Origin of the sequence: Tangfeifania diversioriginum (assembly GCF_900141875.1) — a bacterium.
Taxonomy (GTDB): Bacteria; Bacteroidota; Bacteroidia; order Bacteroidales; family Prolixibacteraceae; genus Tangfeifania; species Tangfeifania diversioriginum.
The window spans coordinates 109,333-131,632 of the sequence record NZ_FQZE01000012.1 but is presented as its reverse complement, the minus strand read 5'-3'; the positions used below and the strand labels follow the sequence as shown (position 1 = coordinate 131,632).

At 41.7% G+C, this 22,300-nt stretch carries 20 protein-coding genes; 14 read left to right on the top strand and 6 right to left on the bottom strand.

All coding sequences use genetic code 11. The features are described from left to right. Positions 1-99: 99 nt before the first annotated feature. Together BUC07_RS09650 and BUC07_RS09645 are read left to right on the top strand one after the other, a co-directional pair. A complete protein-coding gene (locus tag BUC07_RS09650) occupies positions 100-651 on the top strand; it encodes a PepSY-associated TM helix domain-containing protein (protein ID WP_073168825.1) in 552 nt (183 codons plus the stop codon). A 26-nt stretch (positions 652-677) separates the two neighbouring features. After that, positions 678-1,175: a hypothetical protein gene (locus tag BUC07_RS09645; RefSeq protein ID WP_073168823.1), complete on the top strand. Its 498-nt coding sequence runs from the start codon at positions 678-680 to the stop codon at positions 1,173-1,175. A gap of 70 nt (positions 1,176-1,245) precedes the next feature. On the opposite strand, the gene BUC07_RS09640 is transcribed toward BUC07_RS09645, so the two are convergent. Next, complete coding sequence (locus tag BUC07_RS09640) at positions 1,246-1,719, bottom strand: methionine-R-sulfoxide reductase (protein ID WP_073168821.1); 474 nt, start codon at positions 1,717-1,719, stop codon at positions 1,246-1,248. A gap of 115 nt (positions 1,720-1,834) precedes the next feature. On the opposite strand from BUC07_RS09640, the gene BUC07_RS09635 reads away from it, so the two are divergent. Together BUC07_RS09635 and BUC07_RS09630 are read left to right on the top strand one after the other, a co-directional pair. Further along, on the top strand, positions 1,835-2,071 hold the full coding sequence (locus tag BUC07_RS09635) for a hypothetical protein (RefSeq protein ID WP_073168819.1): 237 nt from the start codon (positions 1,835-1,837) through the stop codon (positions 2,069-2,071). Further along, positions 2,064-2,483 carry a type II toxin-antitoxin system VapC family toxin gene (locus BUC07_RS09630; RefSeq protein WP_073168818.1) on the top strand — a complete coding sequence of 140 codons (420 nt, stop codon included), beginning with the start codon at positions 2,064-2,066 and terminating at the stop codon, positions 2,481-2,483. The genes BUC07_RS09635 and BUC07_RS09630 overlap by 8 nt, the downstream gene beginning before the upstream one ends. A gap of 100 nt (positions 2,484-2,583) precedes the next feature. On the opposite strand, the gene BUC07_RS09625 is transcribed toward BUC07_RS09630, so the two are convergent. After that, positions 2,584-3,711 carry a dipeptide epimerase gene (locus BUC07_RS09625; protein ID WP_073168816.1) on the bottom strand — a complete coding sequence of 376 codons (1,128 nt, stop codon included), beginning with the start codon at positions 3,709-3,711 and terminating at the stop codon, positions 2,584-2,586. A 25-nt stretch (positions 3,712-3,736) separates the two neighbouring features. After that, positions 3,737-4,897 (bottom strand): C40 family peptidase, encoded by a 1,161-nt coding sequence (locus BUC07_RS09620; protein ID WP_073168814.1) that lies wholly within the window; start codon positions 4,895-4,897, stop codon positions 3,737-3,739. A 69-nt stretch (positions 4,898-4,966) separates the two neighbouring features. Here BUC07_RS09620 and BUC07_RS09615 point away from each other — a divergent pair, with 69 nt between their 5' ends. From BUC07_RS09615 to BUC07_RS09605, 3 genes are all read left to right on the top strand, one after another. Beyond that, a complete protein-coding gene (locus tag BUC07_RS09615; protein ID WP_073168813.1) occupies positions 4,967-5,662 on the top strand; it encodes an RluA family pseudouridine synthase in 696 nt (231 codons plus the stop codon). Between the two features lie 59 nt (positions 5,663-5,721). Beyond that, positions 5,722-8,505, top strand: coding sequence for an alpha/beta hydrolase family protein (locus BUC07_RS09610; RefSeq protein WP_073168851.1), 2,784 nt, complete (start codon positions 5,722-5,724; stop codon positions 8,503-8,505). 133 nt (positions 8,506-8,638) lie between these two features. Continuing rightward, positions 8,639-9,142, top strand: a complete 504-nt coding sequence (locus tag BUC07_RS09605; RefSeq protein WP_073168811.1) for a DUF4252 domain-containing protein — start codon at positions 8,639-8,641, stop codon at positions 9,140-9,142. Positions 9,143-9,213: 71 nt separating this feature from the next. Here BUC07_RS09605 and BUC07_RS21525 read toward each other — a convergent pair whose 3' ends face one another. The 3 genes from BUC07_RS21525 to BUC07_RS09590 form a co-directional block, all read right to left on the bottom strand. Then, on the bottom strand, positions 9,214-11,640 hold the full coding sequence (locus tag BUC07_RS21525; RefSeq protein WP_073168810.1) for a helix-turn-helix domain-containing protein: 2,427 nt from the start codon (positions 11,638-11,640) through the stop codon (positions 9,214-9,216). A 4-nt stretch (positions 11,641-11,644) separates the two neighbouring features. Then, positions 11,645-11,902, bottom strand: coding sequence for a DUF6364 family protein (locus tag BUC07_RS09595; RefSeq protein WP_073168808.1), 258 nt, complete (start codon positions 11,900-11,902; stop codon positions 11,645-11,647). A 142-nt stretch (positions 11,903-12,044) separates the two neighbouring features. After that, a complete protein-coding gene (locus BUC07_RS09590) occupies positions 12,045-14,960 on the bottom strand; it encodes a glycoside hydrolase family 2 protein (RefSeq protein ID WP_073168806.1) in 2,916 nt (971 codons plus the stop codon). 350 nt (positions 14,961-15,310) lie between these two features. Between BUC07_RS09590 and BUC07_RS09585 the strand changes: the two genes are divergently transcribed. The 7 genes from BUC07_RS09585 (at position 15,311) to BUC07_RS09555 (ending at position 22,024) form a co-directional block, all read left to right on the top strand. Continuing rightward, positions 15,311-16,264: a sensor histidine kinase gene (locus BUC07_RS09585; RefSeq protein WP_073168804.1), complete on the top strand. Its 954-nt coding sequence runs from the start codon at positions 15,311-15,313 to the stop codon at positions 16,262-16,264. A 7-nt stretch (positions 16,265-16,271) separates the two neighbouring features. Continuing rightward, entirely contained in the window at positions 16,272-16,913 is a 642-nt protein-coding gene (locus tag BUC07_RS09580; protein WP_073168802.1) for a response regulator transcription factor, read from the top strand. 110 nt (positions 16,914-17,023) lie between these two features. Continuing rightward, positions 17,024-18,337: an alginate export family protein gene (locus tag BUC07_RS09575; protein ID WP_073168801.1), complete on the top strand. Its 1,314-nt coding sequence runs from the start codon at positions 17,024-17,026 to the stop codon at positions 18,335-18,337. A gap of 123 nt (positions 18,338-18,460) precedes the next feature. Then, a complete protein-coding gene (locus tag BUC07_RS09570; protein ID WP_073168799.1) occupies positions 18,461-19,402 on the top strand; it encodes a PstS family phosphate ABC transporter substrate-binding protein in 942 nt (313 codons plus the stop codon). 44 nt (positions 19,403-19,446) lie between these two features. After that, complete coding sequence (gene pstC, locus BUC07_RS09565; protein WP_245792682.1) at positions 19,447-20,334, top strand: phosphate ABC transporter permease subunit PstC; 888 nt, start codon at positions 19,447-19,449, stop codon at positions 20,332-20,334. Beyond that, positions 20,331-21,185 carry a PstA family ABC transporter permease gene (locus BUC07_RS09560; protein ID WP_073168797.1) on the top strand — a complete coding sequence of 285 codons (855 nt, stop codon included), beginning with the start codon at positions 20,331-20,333 and terminating at the stop codon, positions 21,183-21,185. The genes pstC and BUC07_RS09560 overlap by 4 nt, the downstream gene beginning before the upstream one ends. Continuing rightward, entirely contained in the window at positions 21,182-22,024 is an 843-nt protein-coding gene (locus BUC07_RS09555; RefSeq protein WP_245792681.1) for a phosphate ABC transporter ATP-binding protein, read from the top strand. The genes BUC07_RS09560 and BUC07_RS09555 overlap by 4 nt, the downstream gene beginning before the upstream one ends. The last annotated feature ends 276 nt before the right edge of the window (positions 22,025-22,300 follow it).

Here is a 22,300-nt window from a genome sequence, read left to right as displayed (position 1 = left end):
AGACAATGGAATTATTAGTGAATTTTCAACCTGCTAATAACGGAGTTGAACAATGCCTATTAAAAATAAATCGTTAGTTTTTCAGCAAACCCTAAGTAAATGAAGATTAGAAAATTGCTGCGGATATTGCACCGCGATTTGGGATATTTTATTGTAGGAATGACCGTAGTTTATGCACTTTCGGGGATTTTTTTAAACCACCGGCACGATTTTAATCCCGATTACAAAATTTATTTTACCGAGTTTCAAACTGATATTAACTCAGCCGAAAATGTTGATGAGCAAGCTGTAAAAAAAGCACTCACAAATCAGGAAATGGATGTCGTTTACAAAAAACATTACATCAATAACCAGGGAATGATTAAGGTTTTTATTGAGAACGGCGAGGCAATCATTAACCCTGAAACCGGCAAGGCATCGATGAGTTACCTGCAGCGACGCCCCATCATATTTGAAATGAATAAATTACATAAAGCATCAGTTGGCACCCTTTGGAAATGGGTGAGCGATGCAATGGCGGTAATCCTTCTTTTTGTGGCTGTTTCCGGCCTGTTTTTACTGAAAGGAAAACGCGGGCTAAGCCGATGGGGTTGGTGGTTTACTATTGCAGGTGTAATTGTGCCGTTAATTTTCGCATTATTGTATATTTGAAAAAGTAATAATTTAACCAGGTAAAAATGAAACGATTAATTCTGTTAGGCTTTTTGGGAATTTTGCTGTTTGGGTGCAACAACACAACCCAACAAAAAGGGAATGAAACTGCAGAAAAGTCCGCAACGGTATATTCTGTTGATGATTTGCTTGCCAATGCTGCAGAGCTGGAAGGTGAAGAAGTAACGGTAAAAGGCACAGTAATGCACGTGTGCAAACAAGGTGGCGGCCGGTGTTTCCTGATGGGGAGCAACGAAGATACGAACATCAGGGTGGAAGCCGGCGAAAAAATCGGAGCTTTCAGCCAGGAACAAATGGGGAGCGACCTTACTATCAGCGGTATTTTTAAAGAAGTGAGAACCGAAGCCGATGCACATAATCCGGAAGGGGAACATGGCGAAGGTGAAGATCATGAAGACGACGCTGACACAGAAGAAGCGCATCGGGTTATTGCAGAAGCTCAGGACACCTCAGAAGTGGTTTATTTTATTGACGGACTGACAATCGTGAAGGAAGAAATTTAGCGGTTTTTGAAGAGCCTGACTTTTCATGTCCGGCGGATTCACGAACAGTGGTTTTGTCGTTTCCCGGGAATCATTTCTCAGCCGGAATAAATTCCAGTGAAATAGAATTTACACAGTGGCGCGTGTTTTTATCGGTGTATCCCTCGCCATAAAACACATGGCCCAGGTGCCCGCCACAGTTGTTGCAGGTGATTTCAGTACGCCGGCCGTCGGCATCCAGCGTTTTGGTTACTGCGCCTTCGATTTCATCATCGAAACTGGGCCAGCCGCAGTTCGATTCAAATTTATCTGACGATTTGTACAACTCGGCTCCGCATCGTTTACATACATAACTGCCTTTGGCTTTGTGGTTGTTGTATTCCCCGGTAAACGGACGCTCAGTTCCTTTTTGGATAATCACATATTCTTCAAAATCGGTTAATTTTCTGTATTCATTCATTTTTTCGTCCTTTTTTACTTCAGCCTTAATCGTAGCCTTCTCCTGAACCTGTCCGCAGGCAGAAAATGCAACGGCAAAAAGTAATATGTTTAAAACTGTTTTCATCTTGTTTGATTAAAACAAGCTGGGTGGTTTCTTGGTTCAATTTTACTGCGACAATACAAACTCGCTTATTTTGTTTTATTCGACAAGGCACTTTATATTTGTAAAAAAGAAAAGGATGATTACCGATATTCAAAGACGAAATCAGATTTTAAAGCGAATTAGCAAAATTCCAAAAGAAAAGTTGAAAGCTTTGGATGACTACATTTCAAAGCTTGAACATGAACCAGCAAGGAAAAAAAGAACTTTATCTTTTGCCGGAGCATGGAAAGAACTGGATGAGTCTGTTTTTGATGAATTTACGAAAAAGCTGATTAACAATCGTCAAAAAAACAGGCGAAGAATTGATGAATAGGGCACTCATTGATACCGATATTCTTTCTTACTATTTCAAGGGTGATAAAACAGTAGTTAAAAATTTTGAGGTTTATCTCCAACGTTATGATTTAATAGAAATAAGTATCGTTACTTATTACGAAATATTAAGCGGTTTGCTTGCTAAAAATGCACTAAAACAAATTGAAATTTTCGAGGAGTTTGTCATTGATAACCTGATAATTCCATTAACAGAGGATTCTGTGAAAATTTCTGCAGAATTGTATTCAACCCTGCGGCAATCAGGAAAAATCATTGATGATATTGATTTATTAATTGCCGGAGTGGCAATTGAAAATGAGATGACTTTGGTGACGAATAACGAAAATCATTTTAAACGAATTCCCGGGCTAAAAATTGATAACTGGTCAAAGCATGTTTTAAGATTATAAATGGAATAATTATTAAAACTTTGTTAGTTAGTGCCTTTTCTTCTTTTTTTAACGCAATTTCTATTCTTATTAACCAAATTGATTCTGAATTTATAAAAAATCAAACCTCCCGAATCCCAATCCCCGGTCGGTCAATCAACGTAATTTTACCATCCACAACTTTTACTCCTTCATACGGATCGTTTGAAATTAAAAGATTTCCGTCGAGGTCGGCCCATTCGGCTTGTGGTGCAAGCTGGGCGGCTGCAGAAATGGCGCACGAAGTTTCGGTCATGCAGCCAATCATCACCCGCATCTGGTTGGCATGGGCCAGGTTAATCATTTTATGGGCTTCGCGCATGCCGGTGCATTTCATCAGTTTGATGTTGATGCCCGAATAAACGCCTACAGCTTCATGTACATCGCAAAGCCGCTGAATGGCCTCGTCGCCGATTATTGGCAGCGGAGAATTTTCTGTCAGCCAGGCGTGGTCGTCTTTCCGGTTTTTCGGTAGTGGCTGTTCCACAAATTCAACGCCCTTTTCTTTCAGCCAGTGTACCATTTCCAGCGCTTCCTCTTTGTTTTCCCAGCCCTGGTTTACATCCACGCAAAGCGGTTTGTCGGTCACTGAGCGGATGGTTTCAATCATCTCTTTATCATTATCACCACCCAGTTTCACTTTCAAAATATTGAATGGTGCTGCTTCTTCCACTTTTTGCTTCACCACTTCCGGTTCGTCAATTCCAATGGTAAACGAGGTGTTTGGGGTGTTTCCCGGCGAATAGCCCCATATTTTATACCACGGCTGTTGCATAATTTTTCCTGTCAAATCGTGCAGGGCAATATCCACCGAAGCTTTGGCTGCTGTATTCCCGGGAGCTGCTTCGTCCACATATTCAAGAATATCTTCAATCCGGAATGGGTCAGTAAATTGCGCAAGGTTTAGTGAAGAAAGAAACGAACCCGCCGTTTTTTGCGTTTCGCCCAGGTAGGGCGGCATGGAGGCTTCGCCGTAGCCGGTAAACCCCTCAAAACTAATTTTAGTGAGTACTACCGGTGTGGTGGTACGCGAACTGTTGGCCAGAGTAAAAACATGTTTTAATTGTAAATCGTAAGGTTCAAAACTGAGTTTTAATCCTTGTTTCGGAAATACGCCTTTCATATTTGAATAAGTTAAATGCGGCAAAATTACTCCGCCTGCTGTTAACAATGCTGTATTCTTTAAAAATTTTCTTCTGCCGGTTTTCATTTTCTTGTAACTTTTAAACACTTCGTTAATACCACGGATGGTTTTTCATCCACTGGATTCCTTCTGTTCCTTCAGAACCGATAATTCTTCTGGCCCGCATAAATGATTCTCTCCGGTATTCAGAATAGTTTTCACTGGCCGGATTGAAACTATTCTCTTTTATCCTTCCTGAAGCGTGAATGAATTCGGAACCTCCGGTTGAAATGGCCACATGTGTGATGCGTTCTGTGGAGTCCTCAGTTATTCTGCCGAAAAACAATAAATCGCCTGGCTGAAACTGACTGAAATCTTCACCGGAATCCACGAAACTACCGTGCCTGACCTGCAATGATGCATCGCGGGAAAGAATTATTCCGTGCATAAAATAAACCATTTTGGTGAAGCCACTGCAATCCATGGCAAATGCTGAAGTTCCGCCCCAAAGGTAAGGTCTTCCGGTAAATCTTCGGGCCAGTTCAGGAATATTCACTGAATCGGGCTGGGCTGCTTCCAAAAAATTATCGAAATCCTGCCAGTCAGCATTTCTTATAAAACCAGTTCTTTCATCGGGGAATTGTACTTCTGCACTGTTTCGGTTCCGGTTAATGACTTCCAAAATATTGCCGGCAGTAATGTCCGAAACAGGATTGTTGAGCTGTTTATTTTGGTAAACCAATGTAAAATCGCCGGTAAAAATTAATCTGTCAGTTTGCCGCCAGCTGTTTAATTCATTTTTAGTAACCGGTATAATTGCCGATGCATTTGCCCATGAAATATATTTGTCGGGTGTTTGTACTAGGTACCAGTTTCCCTGTTTTTTTAAGAGTTTTACAGGTGTTCCCAGCAGTGCCTGAGTAACCAGTTCAGCGGAGTAACGCGGTTTGGCCCGAAAATTCGCGACCGAAAGGTTCACCAGTGCAAACATTTTTTCACCCAAAGTGGAATCGGGGAGTAAGGTGATTTCATCCGTAAATTGCAGTGGTTCTAAGGCAGCTGCCATATCCTGTTTTTTTTGCAGATTACTGATTTCGCCTTTTAAAATTAATTTGCCCTGCTCAAATGCAGGAACGACCTCAAAAACTGTTTCGCGTTTATCTGCAATGTGTTCTTCTTCGAAGTCGGCAATGATTTTTTCGGCTTCTTTCCGGCTATCAACACCGCAGGAAATCAGCACGAAAATAACCGGGAATAAAAGCTTTTTTACCATTGATTTTGTTTATTTTGCCGGAGTTCCAAAGATAGAGAAAGATTGGTGAAATTTAAATAATATTTATCAGTGAATCATGATTTTAATATACCGGTACTCTACCGCGATGAGTTTATTCTTGTGGTGAATAAACCTGTTGATTTACCGGTTCATAAAAACGATTTCATGCCGCACGATGCGCCCTACCTGACTAAACTTGCCGGCGACCTCACAGGGCAGTGGATTTACAACGTACATCGGCTCGATTCCAAAACTTCAGGAGTTATTGTGCTGGCTCTGTCCAAAGAAATGGCGCATCATCTCACCCTTCAGTTTGAACGCAAAGAGGTGAGAAAAAAGTACCTGGCCATTGTGCAGGCCAACCCGGGGGAAGGAACGTTTGACCAGAAAGTGCTGGTGAAAAAAAAGACAAAATTTAAAAAACCGGCTGTTACCCATTTCAAAACACTTCAATCTGTTTTAACCGGTATTTCACATAAAGAAACCGAAAATGTAGTGCTTAGCCTTGTTGAGATTCAACCTGAAACCGGACGGTGGCACCAGCTACGGCAACATTTTGCAAAAAACAGGTTCGATATGCTGGGCGACACACATCACGGCGATTTCAAGCTGAATAAAATAATTACAGAAAAAACCGGCCTGAAACGATTGTTTTTGCATGCCTCTGAACTGGAATTTATGCATCCTCAAACCCATCAAGAACTTTCCTTTAGCGCGCCAATACCCGAAGAATTCAATGAACTTCTTAATTTTTTTGGCAGATAAAATTGTGATTTATTCTATATTTGAATTTTTATATTAAATACGAAAAAGGGAGAGTTGTGATGAGAAGAACCGGACTGATATTATTAGCTTTATTTTTAATTTCTTTTGGACTTTATGCCCAGGCACCTGTAAAAAAAGCATTGTCAATCGACGATTTTGAAACGTGGAATACTATCTCGAATCAAATCATTTCGAATAATGGGGAGAGGGTTGCTTTTGTTCAAAAACCTCAGCAGGGCGACGGGATGTTGATTGTTAAACATTCTGACAGGCTGGATGCCATTCCGCGTGGAAACAGGCCTGCATTTGGTTCCGAAAATGATTTTATAGTTTTTGAAATCAAACCTCATGAAGACAGCATCAGGCAGGCAAAACTGGATGAAGTAAAAAAAGATAAAATGCCTAAAGACAGTTTGGGAATCAGGCTTTTTGGGACCAATGAAACGGTGAAGTTTCCGAAACTGAAATCGTATAAACTGCCCGAAGACAATGCGCGATGGATTGCCTTTTTAACCGAACCTGCTCCCGCTGAAAAAGATACTACCGATGAGAAGAAAGAAAAAAAGGAAGTGAAACAACCCGGTGATGATTTGGTGTTGTTTGAAGTGAATTCCGGCGACACATTGCATTTCCCGAATGTAACCGAATATTTTTATGCTAAAGATGGCGCATCGGTCTATTTTATTCAGCAGAAAAAAGATACACTGAACACCTATTCTTCCGTTCATCATTTCAATACTTCCCTGGGGCAAAACAGGGAGTTGTACTCTTCCGAAGGCTGGGCCCAAAAAGCTGTTGCCGATGAAAGCGGTTCCCAATACGCATTTCTTTTCTCAAAGGACACCATCGATGAAAAAGTGTACGAATTATACTACGGCACACTGGAATCGGAACCTGAAGTTACTGTGGATAGTTACACCAGCGGAATTCCGGTAGGCTGGTCGCCCAGCGAAAACGGGAATATTTATTTTTCGGAAGATGGGACTAAACTTTATTTCGGGACAGCCGAAAGCCCGGAACCTGAGCCAAAAGATACAGTTTTGGATGAAGAAAAGCCGAAGCTCGACGTGTGGAGCTGGCACGATGATAAGCTACAACCACAACAAAAAACTGAGCTCGACCGCGAAAAGAAACGAACTTTTTTGGCTGTTTACCATACCACCCTCGATCGGTTTATCCAGTTGGCCGATTTAAATATCAAAAATGTTTCACCTATCCGGAAAGGCAATGGCAATGTTGGTTTGGGGTATAACGAATCTCCATATCTGAGAGCCTCGAGTTGGACTGGCAAACGTGAACGTGATTATTATCTCGTTGATTTTGAAACGGGTATTAAAAGGGAAATTGTTGAAGGGAAATCATACGCCAGGCTATCACCCCACGGGAAATATGTTGTTTGGTACGAACCTGAAGACAGCAGTTATTATTCGCGTTCAACCGATATTAACAACCTCGATCCTGTTGCACTTACAAAACTAATTCCGGTGAATTTTTACGACGAACGAAACGATCGCCCCATGGATCCGCGTCCCTACGGAGTTGCCGGCTGGAGCGAAAACGATCGGTTTGTTTACATTTACGACCGCTACGATATCTGGAAGATCGACCCCTCGGGAGAACGTGTTCCTGTGAATATTACCAAAGCATTTGGCCGCCGCAATCAAATTCGCCTGCGTTACCAGAAACTGGATCCGGAGTTGTTACACATTCCTTTGGAAAAGAATGTTTTACTGCAGGCGATTGACGAAAAAACCATGGAAAACGGTTTCTTTAGTTTCGATTTCAGTACAATTACTGAACCCGAACTGGTAGTAATGGATAAATATTATTTTGGAAATGTGAAGAAAGCCAAAGAAACAGAAAAACTTATCTGGACACGTCAAAACGTGGAAATATTTCCTGATTTGTGGACAAGTAGTATTGATTTTTCCGAGGCTGAAAAAATTTCGAATGCCAACCCGCAGCAAGATGATTTTATCTGGACAACTGCTGAGCTTGTGGAATGGAACTCTCTTACTGGTGAACAGTTGAATGGTATTTTGTACAAACCTGAAAATTTTAACCCAAATAAGAAGTACCCGCTGATGGTGTATTTTTATGAACGCAACGCAGAGAATTTATTCCGGCACCAGCATCCGGCACCAAGCCGTTCAACCATCAATAAAACATTTTATGCGAGCAACGGATATATGGTATTTGTTCCCGATATCACTTACAAAGTTGGCTATCCCGGGCAAAGCGCCTACAATGCCATTGTCAGCGGCACGCAATACTTAATCAATGAATTTCCATATATCGATGAAAAAAATATTGGATTGCAGGGGCAAAGCTGGGGAGGTTACCAAACGGCCTATTTAATAACACAAACCGATTTATATGCCGCTGCCATGGCCGGTGCCCCGGTAAGCAACATGACCAGTGCGTATGGCGGAATCCGCTGGGGTTCGGGAATGAGCCGGATGTTTCAGTATGAACATACACAAAGCCGCATTGGTGGTACGCTGTGGGAAAAACCGCTGCATTATATCGAAAACTCGCCGCTTTTTTATGCGCCTAAAGTAAACACCCCTTTACTGATGATGCACAATGACGATGACGGTGCGGTTCCATGGTATCAGGGCATCGAGTTCTTTGTTGCATTGCGCAGATTGAACAAACCCAGCTGGTTGCTTACCTACAACGGAGAACCTCATAACCTGAAAGGTTCGAGCTGGGCCAACCGTGTGGATTTAAGCAAGCGCATGTTCGGATTTTTCAATCATTACCTGAAAGGCGAACCAATGCCAGAGTGGATGGAAGAAGGAATACCGGCTATTGAAAAGGGCGAGAATCTGGGGTATTGAATAGTTTATTTTTTGTTTGCCGTAAAAACGGGGTAGTTCATCGAATTTATTCAGTGTTTCATTTTCTTTCCCGGAATTTTGGAGTAACGATTTTCATTGTAGTGCGTCTAACAATAAACAAAACGAGTAAGCCATGAAACGATTATTCCTACTTCCGGTTCTTTTCCTTTTCCTTTTTACCTCGTGCGAATACGATACAGGTGTTTCCGAAGCATTTACCAAATACCGGTTTAAAGACGGCGTTACAACCATTACTGTTCCCGGGTGGCTGATTCATTCCGCTGCCATGTGGGGCGATCTGGAAAGGGAAGAGCGCGATTTGCTGCGCAGCATCGATAAAGTGAAGGTGCTCACCATTGAAGATAAAGAACTGAATGCACGCAGCAATCTGCACAAAGAGTTTTACGAAACAGTGCACGAACGTGGCGATTTGGAAGAATTACTGGTAGTGCGTGACGGCAACGAACAGGTAACTATTTTCGGAAAAGCCGATGAAGAATCCATTGAAGAAATGCTAATATTGGTTGGCGGCGATGATAATGCCATCATTTACCTGAAGGGTAGGCTTAAACCTGAATTAATTGCCAATTTTATGGATGAAAATTCACAAAACGGGTTTTTGAGCTTGAGGAATTGAATAGCCCTCAAAAAGCATCATTGCCTAAAATACCCGATAATTTATATCGTGTACTACCAAAATTATCCGGTTTATTTTTGCAGATCGGCTATCACCAACCTGATTTCGCCATACGAAAAATCATCACCCAGTTTGTTTTTAATTTCTGAAGTTGTTTCCCGGTCGGGGTTTTGTTCGAGTTTGGTTTTTATGGTTTCGTACTTTTCCGGAGGAATTAATTCGAAAATATCCAATTCGCCTTTCTGCACAAAATGGGCCAGGTGCCCTTCGATGGTCGAGGGAGCGAGGTTGCGTTTTTTCGCCACTTCAACAACCGAAAGTCCGTTCTGAAATAGTTTCAGCGATTGCTCTTTGGTGCCAAGTCCGGCCAGAGCCACTTCTTCGTTGGCATTCAGCGGAATGTCCATCCCTTTTTTGTTGCGGTATTCCAGTATCAGTGCCAGTATCTCCTGTCCGAACTGCTCCATTTTTTTTCCTCCCATTCCTTTTACAGTCTTCAATTGAGACGAAGTTGCAGGCAATTCGTTGGCAATTGTAGCCATCACTCTTTGGCGAAGGACGCGCGATATGGCCAGACCGGTCTCTTCGGCTTTCAAATCGCGCCATTCCACCAGTTTTTTGTAGAATTCAGGATGATCCACATTTACCGCTGCCACTTTGCTTCGTTTTTTCGAAGTAGGTTTTTCAATGGCTGCAACAGCGCGTGTCTCTAAATAGGAGGGAATAGAAAACTCTTTCGAGGACGCTTCGAGGCAGGCTTTTTTTACATTCAAATCCATTTCCAACCGGCCAATTGCATCGGTAATTCGTTTGCGCAACGCCTGGTTATCGGTTTGAAACCCGGCATCGTCCAATGGTTGCAGAATCAGTTGCTCCATTTTTTCTGAAAAATAACCGGTAGCTTTTTGGATGCGTTCCTGCAAAGCAGGATTATTTTCAGCCGGGCCGGAACCATTCAGTAAATTTTTTACCTGAATATAAAAGCGTTCTGCCACATCGGCCATCTCTTCTTTCACCGGAACAAGCATTTTACGCAACGTTTCATTCAGGTTGCCCATTAAAAATTCAGCATTGTCTTCCCACACTTTCAAAATGTAGTGGGCCGAACGGATGACAAAGCTGAAATCGTACAGCTCTTTTATCAGTTCCAGTTCGTAGCTTTTGCGTGACTTTTCAAGATCGTTGTCATTCGGCTGATTGCGCTCCACATCTTCGGTAAATCCAATTACCGTTTCATCGCTAATGACGCTGCCGGAATCGAGCGGGGTGCTTAAAACCAGCCCTTCCAGGTTTTTGCAGCGGCTCAGCGCCACGTAAACCTGTCCGTGGGCAAACGACTGTTTTGCATCTATAACAGCTTTTTCAAATGTCAGGCCCTGGCTTTTGTGGATGGTAATGGCCCATGCCAGTTTCAGCGGAAACTGCACAAATTTCCCCACCACATTTTCTTCGATTTCCGAAGTTCGTGCATTCAAATTGTATTTGGTATTTTCCCAAACGGCGCGCTCCACAATAATCGGTTCCGTTTCGCCGGGGCAAAGTACTTCGATTTGGTCGTCATCAATTGTGGTTACTTTCCCTATTTTTCCGTTGTAATATTTTTTTTCAATCGAAGCATCATTTTTCAGAAACATTACCTGTGCGCCGTTTTTGATTTCTAAAACAGCATTGGCAGGGTAGGAGGATTCCGGAAAATCATCTTCTACTGAACATTCGAAAGTGTGTTTTTTTGTGGACAGTTTGTTGAGGTGATTGGCATTAATGCGGTTTGCCTGGTAGTTGTGCGTGGTGAGCGTGATGTAACCTTCTTCTTCCGGTGGATTGAAATTGGGTTTGAACCGGCTGTTTAGTTTTTTAAGATCGTCAAAGTTCATTTCATTTTCCCGGACTTTATTCAGTAGATCGATAAAATCCTGGTCACTTTGCCGAAAAATGTGTTTCAGCTCGATGCCTGTAAAGCTGGAATTTTTTAGCGCCCGACTGCTGAAAAAGAAGGCAGTTTCGTAATGATTCTGAAGGATGTTCCAGTCGTCTTCTTTTACCACCGGGGCCAGTTGTTGCAAATCGCCAATCATCAGCAACTGCACGCCGCCAAATGGTTTTCTGCGGTTTTTAAAACGCCGCAACACCTCGTCGATGGCATCGAGCATGTCGGCACGCACCATGCTGATTTCATCGATAACCAGCAAATCGAGGCTGCGAATAATGTTGATTTTATTTTTGCTGAACCTGCGGATTCCTTCGTTTTGCATTTTTGCGCCCGGAACATAAGGCGAAAAAGGCAGCTGGAAAAAGGAGTGAATGGTAACTCCTCCGGCATTGATTGCGGCCACACCGGTTGGCGCAACCACTACCATGCGTTTGGGCGAGTTTTTTTTCAGCGTTTTCAAAAATGTGGTTTTCCCGGTTCCGGCTTTTCCGGTCAAAAAAATATTTTCTCCGGTGTAGCTTAAAAAGTCGCGTGCAAGCTGAAGTTGCGGATTGTTTTGGATTGACATTATTTTAGATAAGTTTTGTTTGGTTGAAAAAATCGTTTTTTGTGTCTATTCGGTTTCGTCTTTTGTAAATGGCTTCACCTCTTGCAATTTGATTCACCCATTTGTTTATGGGGAATTCTTTTAGTGTTTTGTAATTTTCTGATGTAATATCCCGGTACAGAAATTCGGTTAACCGCGACAAGCTGATGGTATTGTCTGAAGCAACCATTTTTGCTTTTTCAATTATTTTCTTATCAAACTGAAGGGTGACTTTCGTGTCCATTTCAAAATTCTTTACGTCTAAAATAAAACATTTAAACGGTAAGAAAAAGCCGGCAAAATATTTTTTCAGGAATATTTTGTCGGCCAGCTATTTTTTTAAATAAATCAGGGTTTATTCAAAATTTTAAGTGAGCAATCATTTCCTAATTCAGCAACCCAAAATAAAAATAGAGCGTTCGCTTCACCGGTTTTTCCATGTTGTTGAGTTCGCCGGCCGGGCCGAGGTTCCATGTGTCGTTGCTGATTCCCATGGCCAGTTTGGTGCCCACGGGCGGAATTCCATCGAGGAAGGAAACATTTCCCACCGGCAGTTCCGGGTAGTTTTTCGGGCCGGAGATGCCGTAAAAATCAAACAACCGCACAAACAAATCCGGCTCCTCGGCAACCATTGTGAATTTGCCGTACACCGAGTTGAATTCTATCCACGACACATCGGAATAATAACCTTTGAACTGCGGATATTCCCATGAATTATCACCCGGCAGTACATCGTTGTAAAACCGCTCATAAACATCCAGTTTCACGCCCTGCAAACGGTTTTTCCAGACGTGCCGCGGTCCGTTGCCCAGCCATTTGGCGCCAATAATATCCGATTCGGGGAAATCGAAACTGATGCCGGTAAAATATTGTTCGCCTTCCACCTGGTATTCGTAATTCATTTCCAACCAGCCGCTTCGGTACATGGTCCAGGTTACTTTTTTCAAATCGCCGGAATAGGTCATTTCTACCACATGCGATTTGGCAGAAGGAAAATTTCGGATACCGGTAAGTTCAGCTTCGCCGCTTACCAAAACCGGGCCGTTGTTAAATGGGATGGGCAGCCCCATATCATTTTCGATTTTTTTGATGGTGCCGTCTTCCTTGCTGAACGCCACCGAAATACCGGAAGCTTTCAAAACCACCACGTCATCATTCTCGAAAAACTCCACTTTTGCGGCTTCTTCCGATGTGTCGCCTTGCTGCTCTTGGATGGGCAGAATATTGTCTGCCTCGGTCCCGGCGGCACGAAGTTCATCGCGGCGCTGTTTCTCTGCTTCTGTGAGTTCGGTTTCAACCAGTTGCTCCATCACGTTATTGTTGCCGTTTGTTTTCCAGCTCCACGCGAAAATTTCCTCTCCATGCGGATTGACTGCCCTAACATACAGTGCATCGTAATTCTTATAATCGGCCGGCAGATTCAGTTTCAAATTACCTTTCTGTGCCGGCTTCAAATCGGGGCTGTCAGTTTTCCCGGATGCCATTACCTGATGGCTGGCTCCCCGGTTGTGCGGCGAGCTGAATTTCACCAGTTGCCACTCGAATTTGCAGTCTTTTAGATTGGTAAAATGATAGCGGTTTTCAACCGGAATGGTGCCATCAAAATTGTCGGGGAGTTTTTCCAGTTCAATTTTCACCGGACTGAAAATCTCGCGCATGGCAAAGAAGCTGGCCTCTTTTTCGCGGTGCGGGCCCACCACGCCATCGGGTGCATTTACGCGGTTTACATCTATGTAGCCGTCAAGGTCGGTGCGTACCAGGCCTTCGTCGCCAAAAACCCAAAGAAAGAGGCCGGCTGACAACTCCGAATTCCAGAACAGTTCCCAGAAATCGCCAAGCCCTGCTGCCATTCCACCGTCGTCCTGACCGTGCAGTAATTCAGTGGGCATGTAAATCAGCGGTCCCTCGAGCAGTTTTTTGGCGCTGTAATAATTTTCATAATGATTGCAGTCGATTCCATTGTAGTCGTTCCCCGGACGGTGATGGGCATGAATAACTGGCCGGTTCGACGGATCGTAAATGGCAAAGTCGTCGTCCAAATCGGTATTGGTTCCGCCTTCGTTTCCGTTGCTCCAGAAAACGATGGAAGGATGGTTCACATCGCGGATGACCAGTTCGCGTACCAGCTTGCTGCCCACTTCAGTATCGTAAGCATTTTGCCAACCTGCCAGTTCGTCGAGTACATACAAACCCAGTGAATCGCAAATGTGCAGAAACGATTTATTGGGTGGATAATGGGCGCAGCGCACGGCATTCATATTCATCTCCTTCATCAACTGAACATCGAGCAAATCGATATCCGGATTGACACACCGACCGGTTTCGGGCCAGAAAACATGTCGGTTAATTCCTTTAAATTTCACCTTGGTACCGTTCACATACACACCATCGTTTTCGCGGATTTCGATGGTGCGGAAACCAAATTTTTCGGTCAGCTGGTATTGGGTTTCAACGCCATCGACGAGTGAAATTTTTACTGTGTAAAGGTTTGGCGTTTCGGAGGTCCAGGTTAACGGATTTTCAATTTTACAGGAAAGCGTAATTAGTGAATCGTTTAACCCAGCGCTGGCTTCGCATGTTTTTACAACGTTTCCCTGAGCATCGAAAATTTCTGCTTTAATTGTTTGTTCCGATTTCAGATTGACCGGGAAGGCATCCATTTTGAAATCACCATTGACATTGGCGGCAATGGCCACACGGTCGATAAATTCTTCGGGCACTGCTTCGAGGTACACCGGCCGGAAAATTCCGCCAAAAATCCAGTAGTCGGCGTAACGCTCGGCGCGGTTAACGGAGTGATTGGCCGAAACTTTATCAACTTTCACTTCGAGTTCATTTTCTTCGCCGAAATTAATTTTGTCTGAAATATCATAACGAAACCTGTAAAAAGATCCCTGGTGAACCGGACCTGCCAAGTCCCCGTTAATTTTTACTTCGGTATCGGTCATCGATCCTTCAAAAACAATAAAAACCGTTTTGTTTTTCCATTCGTCCGGAACCTTGAACCGATGTTTGTAGATTCCCGATTCATCGGCGTATTTATGTTTTTTTCCATAGGTGCGGTAGTCGCGTCCGTAATCGTACTCGCCAAATTCCTGCTGTTCCCAATGCGACGGAACTTCGATTTCGGTCCAAACGCCGCTGTTGCGCCCGCCGGTGCAATAAAAATCCCAGGTAACGGTGTTTTCATTGTCAGTTCCCGACAGGTACTGAATTTCTTTTTGGGCAGGCTGGGCAGAAACGTTTTCAACAAAAAGAGCGAGGATAAAAACCAATAGAAATGACCACTTTGCAAAATTCATGACAGTTGTTTTAACAGTTTATTTGCGCCTTTACTTTTACGACACAAAAAACGCGTTTTTCACCTATGGTTTTCATAAGTTTATTCGGTTGAATTTATGATGCATTTTTAGTTTATTCTGGAAAACTGCCATGCAACAGCTAACAGAAAAACTTCTGCAAAATAATTTTTATTTCATTATAATCAGGATATTACAAAATCGGGAAAAGTATATTCACGCTTTGAAAATGAAAGTATTATAATTCATAATGGGCTCAATTAATAGTTGAGATTTTCTATTTTTGTAAAAAGAGACAGATATTTTATTTGCCAGCGAAATATTTGTTTTTTACATTATAAATATTTTGTAAGATGACCACATTAAAAATCGCCTTGCTACTCTCGATGCTTTTTCAAATTGTGGCTACTATACTTGCCATTAGTTTGATTCGCCGTACCAGGTTTAATATTTCCTGGATATTGATTTCGTGTGCATTTATTCTAATGGCCCTGCGCAGATTATTCGAGTTTTCGGGTTTTTTCTGGGAATCAAAATTGTTTCCAAACGACGAACTAAATGGTTGGATAGGAGTTTTGATTTCAGTATTTATTTTTATTGGTGTAATTTTTATCAAGAAAATTTTTAACCTTCAGGACGAAATTGAAAAGTTAAGAGCGGAGAATGAAAATAAAGTTTTATCGGCAATAATAAATACGGAGGAGAAAGCAAGACAGTCTTTTGCACGTGAATTGCACGACGGAATGGGGCCTGTTTTATCATCAATAAAAATGACACTGAGCGCAGTAAACAACGAAAATTTGACTCCTGTTAACAGAAAAATTATTGAATCGGCACATCATGCCGCAAGTAATTCAATAATTACGTTAAAGGAAATTGCCAATAATCTCAGTCCACATCTATTAACAAATTATGGGTTGAAACAGGCTCTCGAAACTTTGGCTTCTCAACTTTTTCCTCAGAAAAATATTGGTTACGAATTTGATTTTCAAATAGAAGAAAAGCAACTTTCGGAAGAAATGAGCATAAATTTATATCGCATTTTATCTGAATTGATAAATAACAGCTTTGTTCATGCCAATCCACAAAAAGTATATGTTGAAATAAAAGAAAAGGGAGCATTTGTTCAAGTGCGATATATGGATGACGGAATAGGATTTAATTATGATTCAGGAAATGAAAAAGTTAAAAATAAAGGAATGGGATTGAATAATATTTTCTCGCGGGTAAAATCACTGAACGGATATTATACCATTACAACAGCACCTGAAAATGGTTTTTTAATCGAATTCTTTTTCCCATTATAAAAAAGCAATGAAAAAAGTTGATATCTACCTGGTTGATGACCATTCCCTTTTTAGGGAAGGTTTAAAATTATTGCTTTCAAACCTCGATTTTATTGGGAAAATATTCGAAGCAAACAATGGGGAAGAATTTATACAGGGACTAAAAGACAATCCTGTTGATATTGCTTTGCTCGATATTGAAATGCCGGTTATGAACGGAATTGAAGCGGCAAAAAAAGCCAGGCAAATTCAGCCGTCAGTTAAAATACTTGCGTTATCCATGTATTCTGACAAAAATTATTACCTGAGTATGATTGATGCCGGAGCTTGTGGCTTTTTGCTCAAAAATTCCAATTTTGAAGAAGTGGAAAAAGCCATTACCGATGTTTGTAATGATAAAAGTTATATATCCATAGAAATCCTGAACGACATTCTGAAACACCCGGATAGAGCCAGTTTTAACGTATTTGATAGTGAATTAACCGAGCGGGAAACAGAGATTTTACTTTTAATTTGCAGGGGGTTTACCAATAGCGAAATTGCCGCGCGGCTATTTTTAAGTAAAAGAACTGTTGACAAACACCGTGAAAATCTTTTACAAAAAACACAATCGAAAAATACGGCCAACCTGGTAATTTACGCCATAAAAAACGGGTTGCTGCAAATTTGAAAAATAGTTTCCTACGTTTTTAAACGTAGTTTGTAATTTACGTTTTTTGACTGTTTATTTATCGATTAAGCCAAAATACTTTTGTAACGTAAGTTTATAATGCAAAAGTTATGTTTGGCATCAATAATCGTTTCGGGGTAATATCCGGTTCAGGAAAAGCAAAATCAAGTTCAAATAGCAGCTATATTTTTACCTTATTAATAGTCTGTTTACTATCAAAAGGCGGATTTGCCCAATTTACAATTGATGCTCAATACCGAAACCGTTTTGAACTGCGCGATGGGTATAAAAAACTTGCTGCTGAAGGAAGCACCCCGGCAGCATTCATCTCTCAACGCACACGCATTTCATTCATTTTCGAAAATGAAAACTTAAAATTAAAGTTTACCCCTCAGAATGTAAGGGTTTGGGGCGATGAACAATTGAGCAGTTCTACGGGAGTTTTTGGCGATTACGCTTCGCTCGATTTGTTTGAGGCATTTGTTCAGCTTAAAACTGGGCAAAACGGCTGGTTATCTGTTGGCAGGCAGCAACTGGTTTACGACAATCAACGTATTTTTGCGGCCCGAAACTGGAATCAAAACGGAATTGCATACGATGCGGTAGTTTACAAGTTGAAAACTGAAAGCATTGAATTTCATGCAGGGAGTAGTTGGAATTCGACCGGTGAAAACGCTTCTGATAACTTCTATAATCCAAATCGCATTAAATCACTAAACTTTATTTGGGCAAAGCACCAGTTGACAGAAAACTGGAACCTTTCTTATTCGCATGTAGCTTCCGGGGTAACAAAGTCGGAAACTGAAAACAAACTGTTTTTTCGGCAAACAACCGGAGTTTATTCAACCTACAAACAAGATGGATTAACAATTTCAGGAAACCTTTACTATCAATTCGGGAAAAACAACACCGGTAAAAAAGTGAGCGCCTGGCTGGCCGATGCCGATTTTTCCTACACAATTGGAAAGATTACCCCGGGAATTGGAGTAAGCTATCTTTCGGGAAATAAACACATAAACGGGAAAACCGACCATCTGTTCGATGTTTTATATGGTGGCCGCCACCGGTTTTTTGGAGGGATTGATTACTTCAGCAGTTTTAATTCTCATACCAAGCAGGGAGGTCTGGCTGATTATTATTTCTATTTTAACTGGAAACTAAGTGCAAAAATCAGCCTGAAAAATACCGGGCATTTTTTTAGCCTGGCACAAACCAATGAAAATACACCAATCAGTAAAAATCTGGGGTATGAAAACGACCTGGTATTAAAACATAAGTTTTCAAATTGGGGTGCTTTGGAGAGCGGCTATTCGTTTTTTCTGCCAACCAACGCTTTAAAAACCATTCAAAACGTGCCGGAAACTAAATTTTCGCAATTTCTGTATCTGCAATTAACGGTAACACCGGTATTATTCAAAAACTAACGTGTATTAAACAGTAAAATATTCGAATATGAAACGAGCATGTAAAATATTTACGCCCAAGGTGATGATTAAAATTCATGCGAGTTCCATACTATACCTTAATAAATAAACAATATTAATAGTATGAAAAGAACAAAAAATGCTTTGATTTTAGCCGTCATCATTCTGTTGGCTGCCTGCACATCAACAAAAAAGAAAGAGCAAACCATTAGTCTTTCTGGAGCTTTTGCTTTGTATCCGCTTGTTGTAAAATGGAGTGAAGAATATCAAAAGGAAAATCCGGAAGTGCGTTTTAATATTTCTGCCGGTGGCGCTGGTAAAGGGATGGCCGATGCGCTTTCGGGCACAGTTGACCTGGGCATGTTCTCACGTGAAATTTTGCAGGCTGAAATTGACCAGGGCGTTTGGTGGGTTGGTGTTACAAAAGATGCAGTAATACCAACTGCAAACGCTGCCAATCCTGTGGTGGAGACGCTCTATAAACGTGGGATTACGCGCGAAGAATTTCGGGATTTATATATCGAGGGGAAATATTCCAATTGGAACCAGTTGGCAGGAATTAAAATCGATCTGCCAATTAATGTTTTTACCCGCTCCGATGCCTGTGGCGCCGCTGGCACATGGGCAGCGTATCTCGCAGGGAATCAGGAGGACCTGAGAGGAGTTGGCGTATTTGGCGACCCCGGCCTGGCCGATGCAGTGGTGAAAGATGAAAAGGGAATAGGTTTTAATAATACCATTTACCTGTACGATTTAAAAACGGGAAATAAAAACCCGGGGATAGAAGTCATTCCGATTGATGTAAACGAAAACGGAAAATTAGATGCGGAAGAAAATTTCTATGACTCGTTTGACCGGGTGCTGGCTGCCATCGCCGAAGGGAAATACCCTTCACCACCGGCTCGTGAGCTTTATTTGGTAGCCAATGGAAAACCTGCGAAACAGGCGACTCTCGATTTCCTGAAGTGGGTGGTGACTAAAGGACAGAAATTTGTACCTGGAGCTGGTTATGTTCCTTTAACGCAAGAGAGACTGGATGAACAGGTTGCCAACTTGGACAAATAATAGCATTTGATAATACGTTCGAATTGAACAATAAGGTGAAAAATATGAATAGAAAAAGGAGGTTAACAGATATGTTAGTTAACATCTGGATGCGGGGAGGTTTGTATATTTTACTGGCTATCCCTGTGCTTATTGGTGTCGGTTTATATTGGAAAGCTGCCCCGTTACTACAACATCAGTCGTTAATTAGCCTTCTTTTCTCATCAAAGTGGTTTCCAATGAAAGGAGAATTTGGCTTTTTACCTTTCATCTTCAGTTCGGTTTATGTAACCATCCTGGCTTTTATTCTTTCAGCGCCACTATGTTTATTTGCAGCCATTTACCTCACGCAATTTGGCAAGCAGCGTTTGTTGAATTTTATGCTCCCTGTTATCGACATTCTTGCCGGAATCCCATCGGTAGTTTATGGGGTTTGGGGAGTACTGGTTATTGTTCCGTTAGTCGCCGATAAAGTGGCTCCGTTATTCGGCACAACCAGTTCGGGGTACAGTTTGCTTGCGGGTGGAATTGTTTTGGCAGTAATGTGTATTCCTTATATGCTGAATATGCTTATCGAGGTTTTTCATACTATTCCAGTCGGTATGAAAGAGGCTTCATTGTCGCTTGGTGCTACCCATTGGGAAATGGTAAAGCATGTCATCATTCGGAAAGGTTTCCCGGGAATTATTTCAGCTTTTGGATTGGGAATTGCCAAGGCATTTGGCGAAACCATTGCTGTTTTAATGGTTGTTGGGAATACAATGAATATCACCCTTTCTCCTCTGAAATCAGGTTATCCACTGCCGGCATTAATTGCCAATAACTATGGCGAAATGATGTCGATTCCCGATTACGATTCGGCGCTTATGTTTGCCGCTTTATTGTTATTTGTTGTGATTCTGATTATCAACCTGTTCTTCAGATATTTTATTCATAAAACAGAAAAGATATGAACCGGTTGAAACTTATTGAAGAATGGATTTTTAAAATTATCTCTTTTATAGCTGCCTATTCGGTTGTACTAATATTGTTATACCTTCTGATTGTCGTTTTCAAAAAAGGAATTAGTGCATTGTCGTGGGAAATTGTATTTTCAATGCCCGAGGGTGGATATTATTTTGGCGGTGGCGGTGGAATTTTAAATGCCATTGTGGGTTCTTTTTATCTCTCCATCGGAGCCACGGTATTGGCTGTAATTATTGGGCTTCCGGCAGCGTTGTTTATCAATGTCCAGTTAATCAGGTTAAAACGTACTCAGAACACTATTCGCTTTTTTCTTGACGCGTTGTGGGGAATCCCGTCGATTGTTTACGGGGCATTTGGTTTTGCCGCAATGCTGTTTTTAGGTTTAAATGCCTCGCTTTTAGCCGGAATAATAACTGTGGCGCTATTAATCACCCCGATATTGGTGAGGGCCTTTGACGAAGTTTTAAAAACCATTCCGGTTGAACTTCAGGAAGCTTCCTTTTCGCTGGGATCAACCCGTACCGAAACGGCTTTGAAAGTGCTGTTCAAACAGGGCTTTGCAGGTTTTATTACAGCCCTGCTTCTTGCTTTTGGCCGTGGAATTGGCGATGCAGCATCGGTGCTTTTTACAGCAGGATTTACTGACAATATTCCGGTAACTTTTGACGAACCTGTTGCAACACTGCCCCTTTCCATATTTTTTCAATTAAGCTCTCCAATCGAGGAAGTACGGCAACGTGCTTATGCAGCGGCAATTGTTTTAACGGTAATTATTTTAATTATAAGTGTTTCGGCAAGGCTCCTTTCAAAACGATATTCAAAAAATAGTATAAAATGAAACAAATGGCTTTTACATATCAACCAAATCTTTTATCAGAAAGCGTTACCATGGAAAACCAAACAGAAGTGGCAGAAATGAAAAAAGATAGTCCTATCATCGAAATAAAAAATTTAAATGTTAAAACCAGTGAAGGGAAAATCCTTAAAGATATCAATCTTAAAATTCCTAAAAACAAAATTGTTGTTTTACTGGGGCCATCGGGTTGTGGGAAAACCACGCTGCTTAAAAGCTTAAACCGGCTGACGGATTTATATAAAGAGCTAAAAGTTTCGGGACAGATTATTATTGATGGTCAGGATATTATGAAAGCCGGTCAAAACCTTGCAGTTATGCGGCAGAAGATGGGGTTGCTATCGCAAAGGCCTTTCCCGCTGCCGGCATCAATTTATAAAAATGTGGCTTACGGTTTAAAGTTAAAAGGAATACGTTCAAAAAAATTAATTTCACACAGCGTGGAAACAAACCTAAAACGGGTAGGCTTGTGGAATGAAGTAAAAGACCGGTTGAAAAGTCCGGTTACCAGTTTATCGATTGGGCAGCAACAACGGCTTTGCCTGGCCAGAGGGCTGGCAGTGAAACCGGCCATCATTCTGGCAGATGAGCCAACTTCGGCACTCGACCCAATTTCGACCAAAATAATTGAAAACCTTTTTAAAGAGTTGAAACAGCATTATACCATTATCCTGGTAACACATGTTTTGAGACAAGCACTCCGACTGGCTGACCATGTTGTTTTTATGTATTATGGCGAAATTATTGAACAAGGCCATCCCGACGAAATTTTGAAAAACCCTAAAACCGCAATTCTTAAAAAGTATCTGGTGGATGGGAATTAATAATTTGCTTTTGACTATTTGCAGAAGTTAGCGTAGATTTTGAAGTGAGCCTTGCCATTACAAGGATTTTCCAACTAAAAAAGGGAACGCTGTTTATCAGTTTCCCCTTTTCCGGTAGCGAGAGCGAGAATTGAACCGCCGACCTTATGATCTACAGTCACAATATCTCCTTTCCAATCGAGTATGATTCATGGATTAAGTTGAAAGGTAGCTTTATAGGAAAAAATAAAGGGATTTTTTTCCACCGCCGGGATAAGCCCGTACATTTAGACAGTA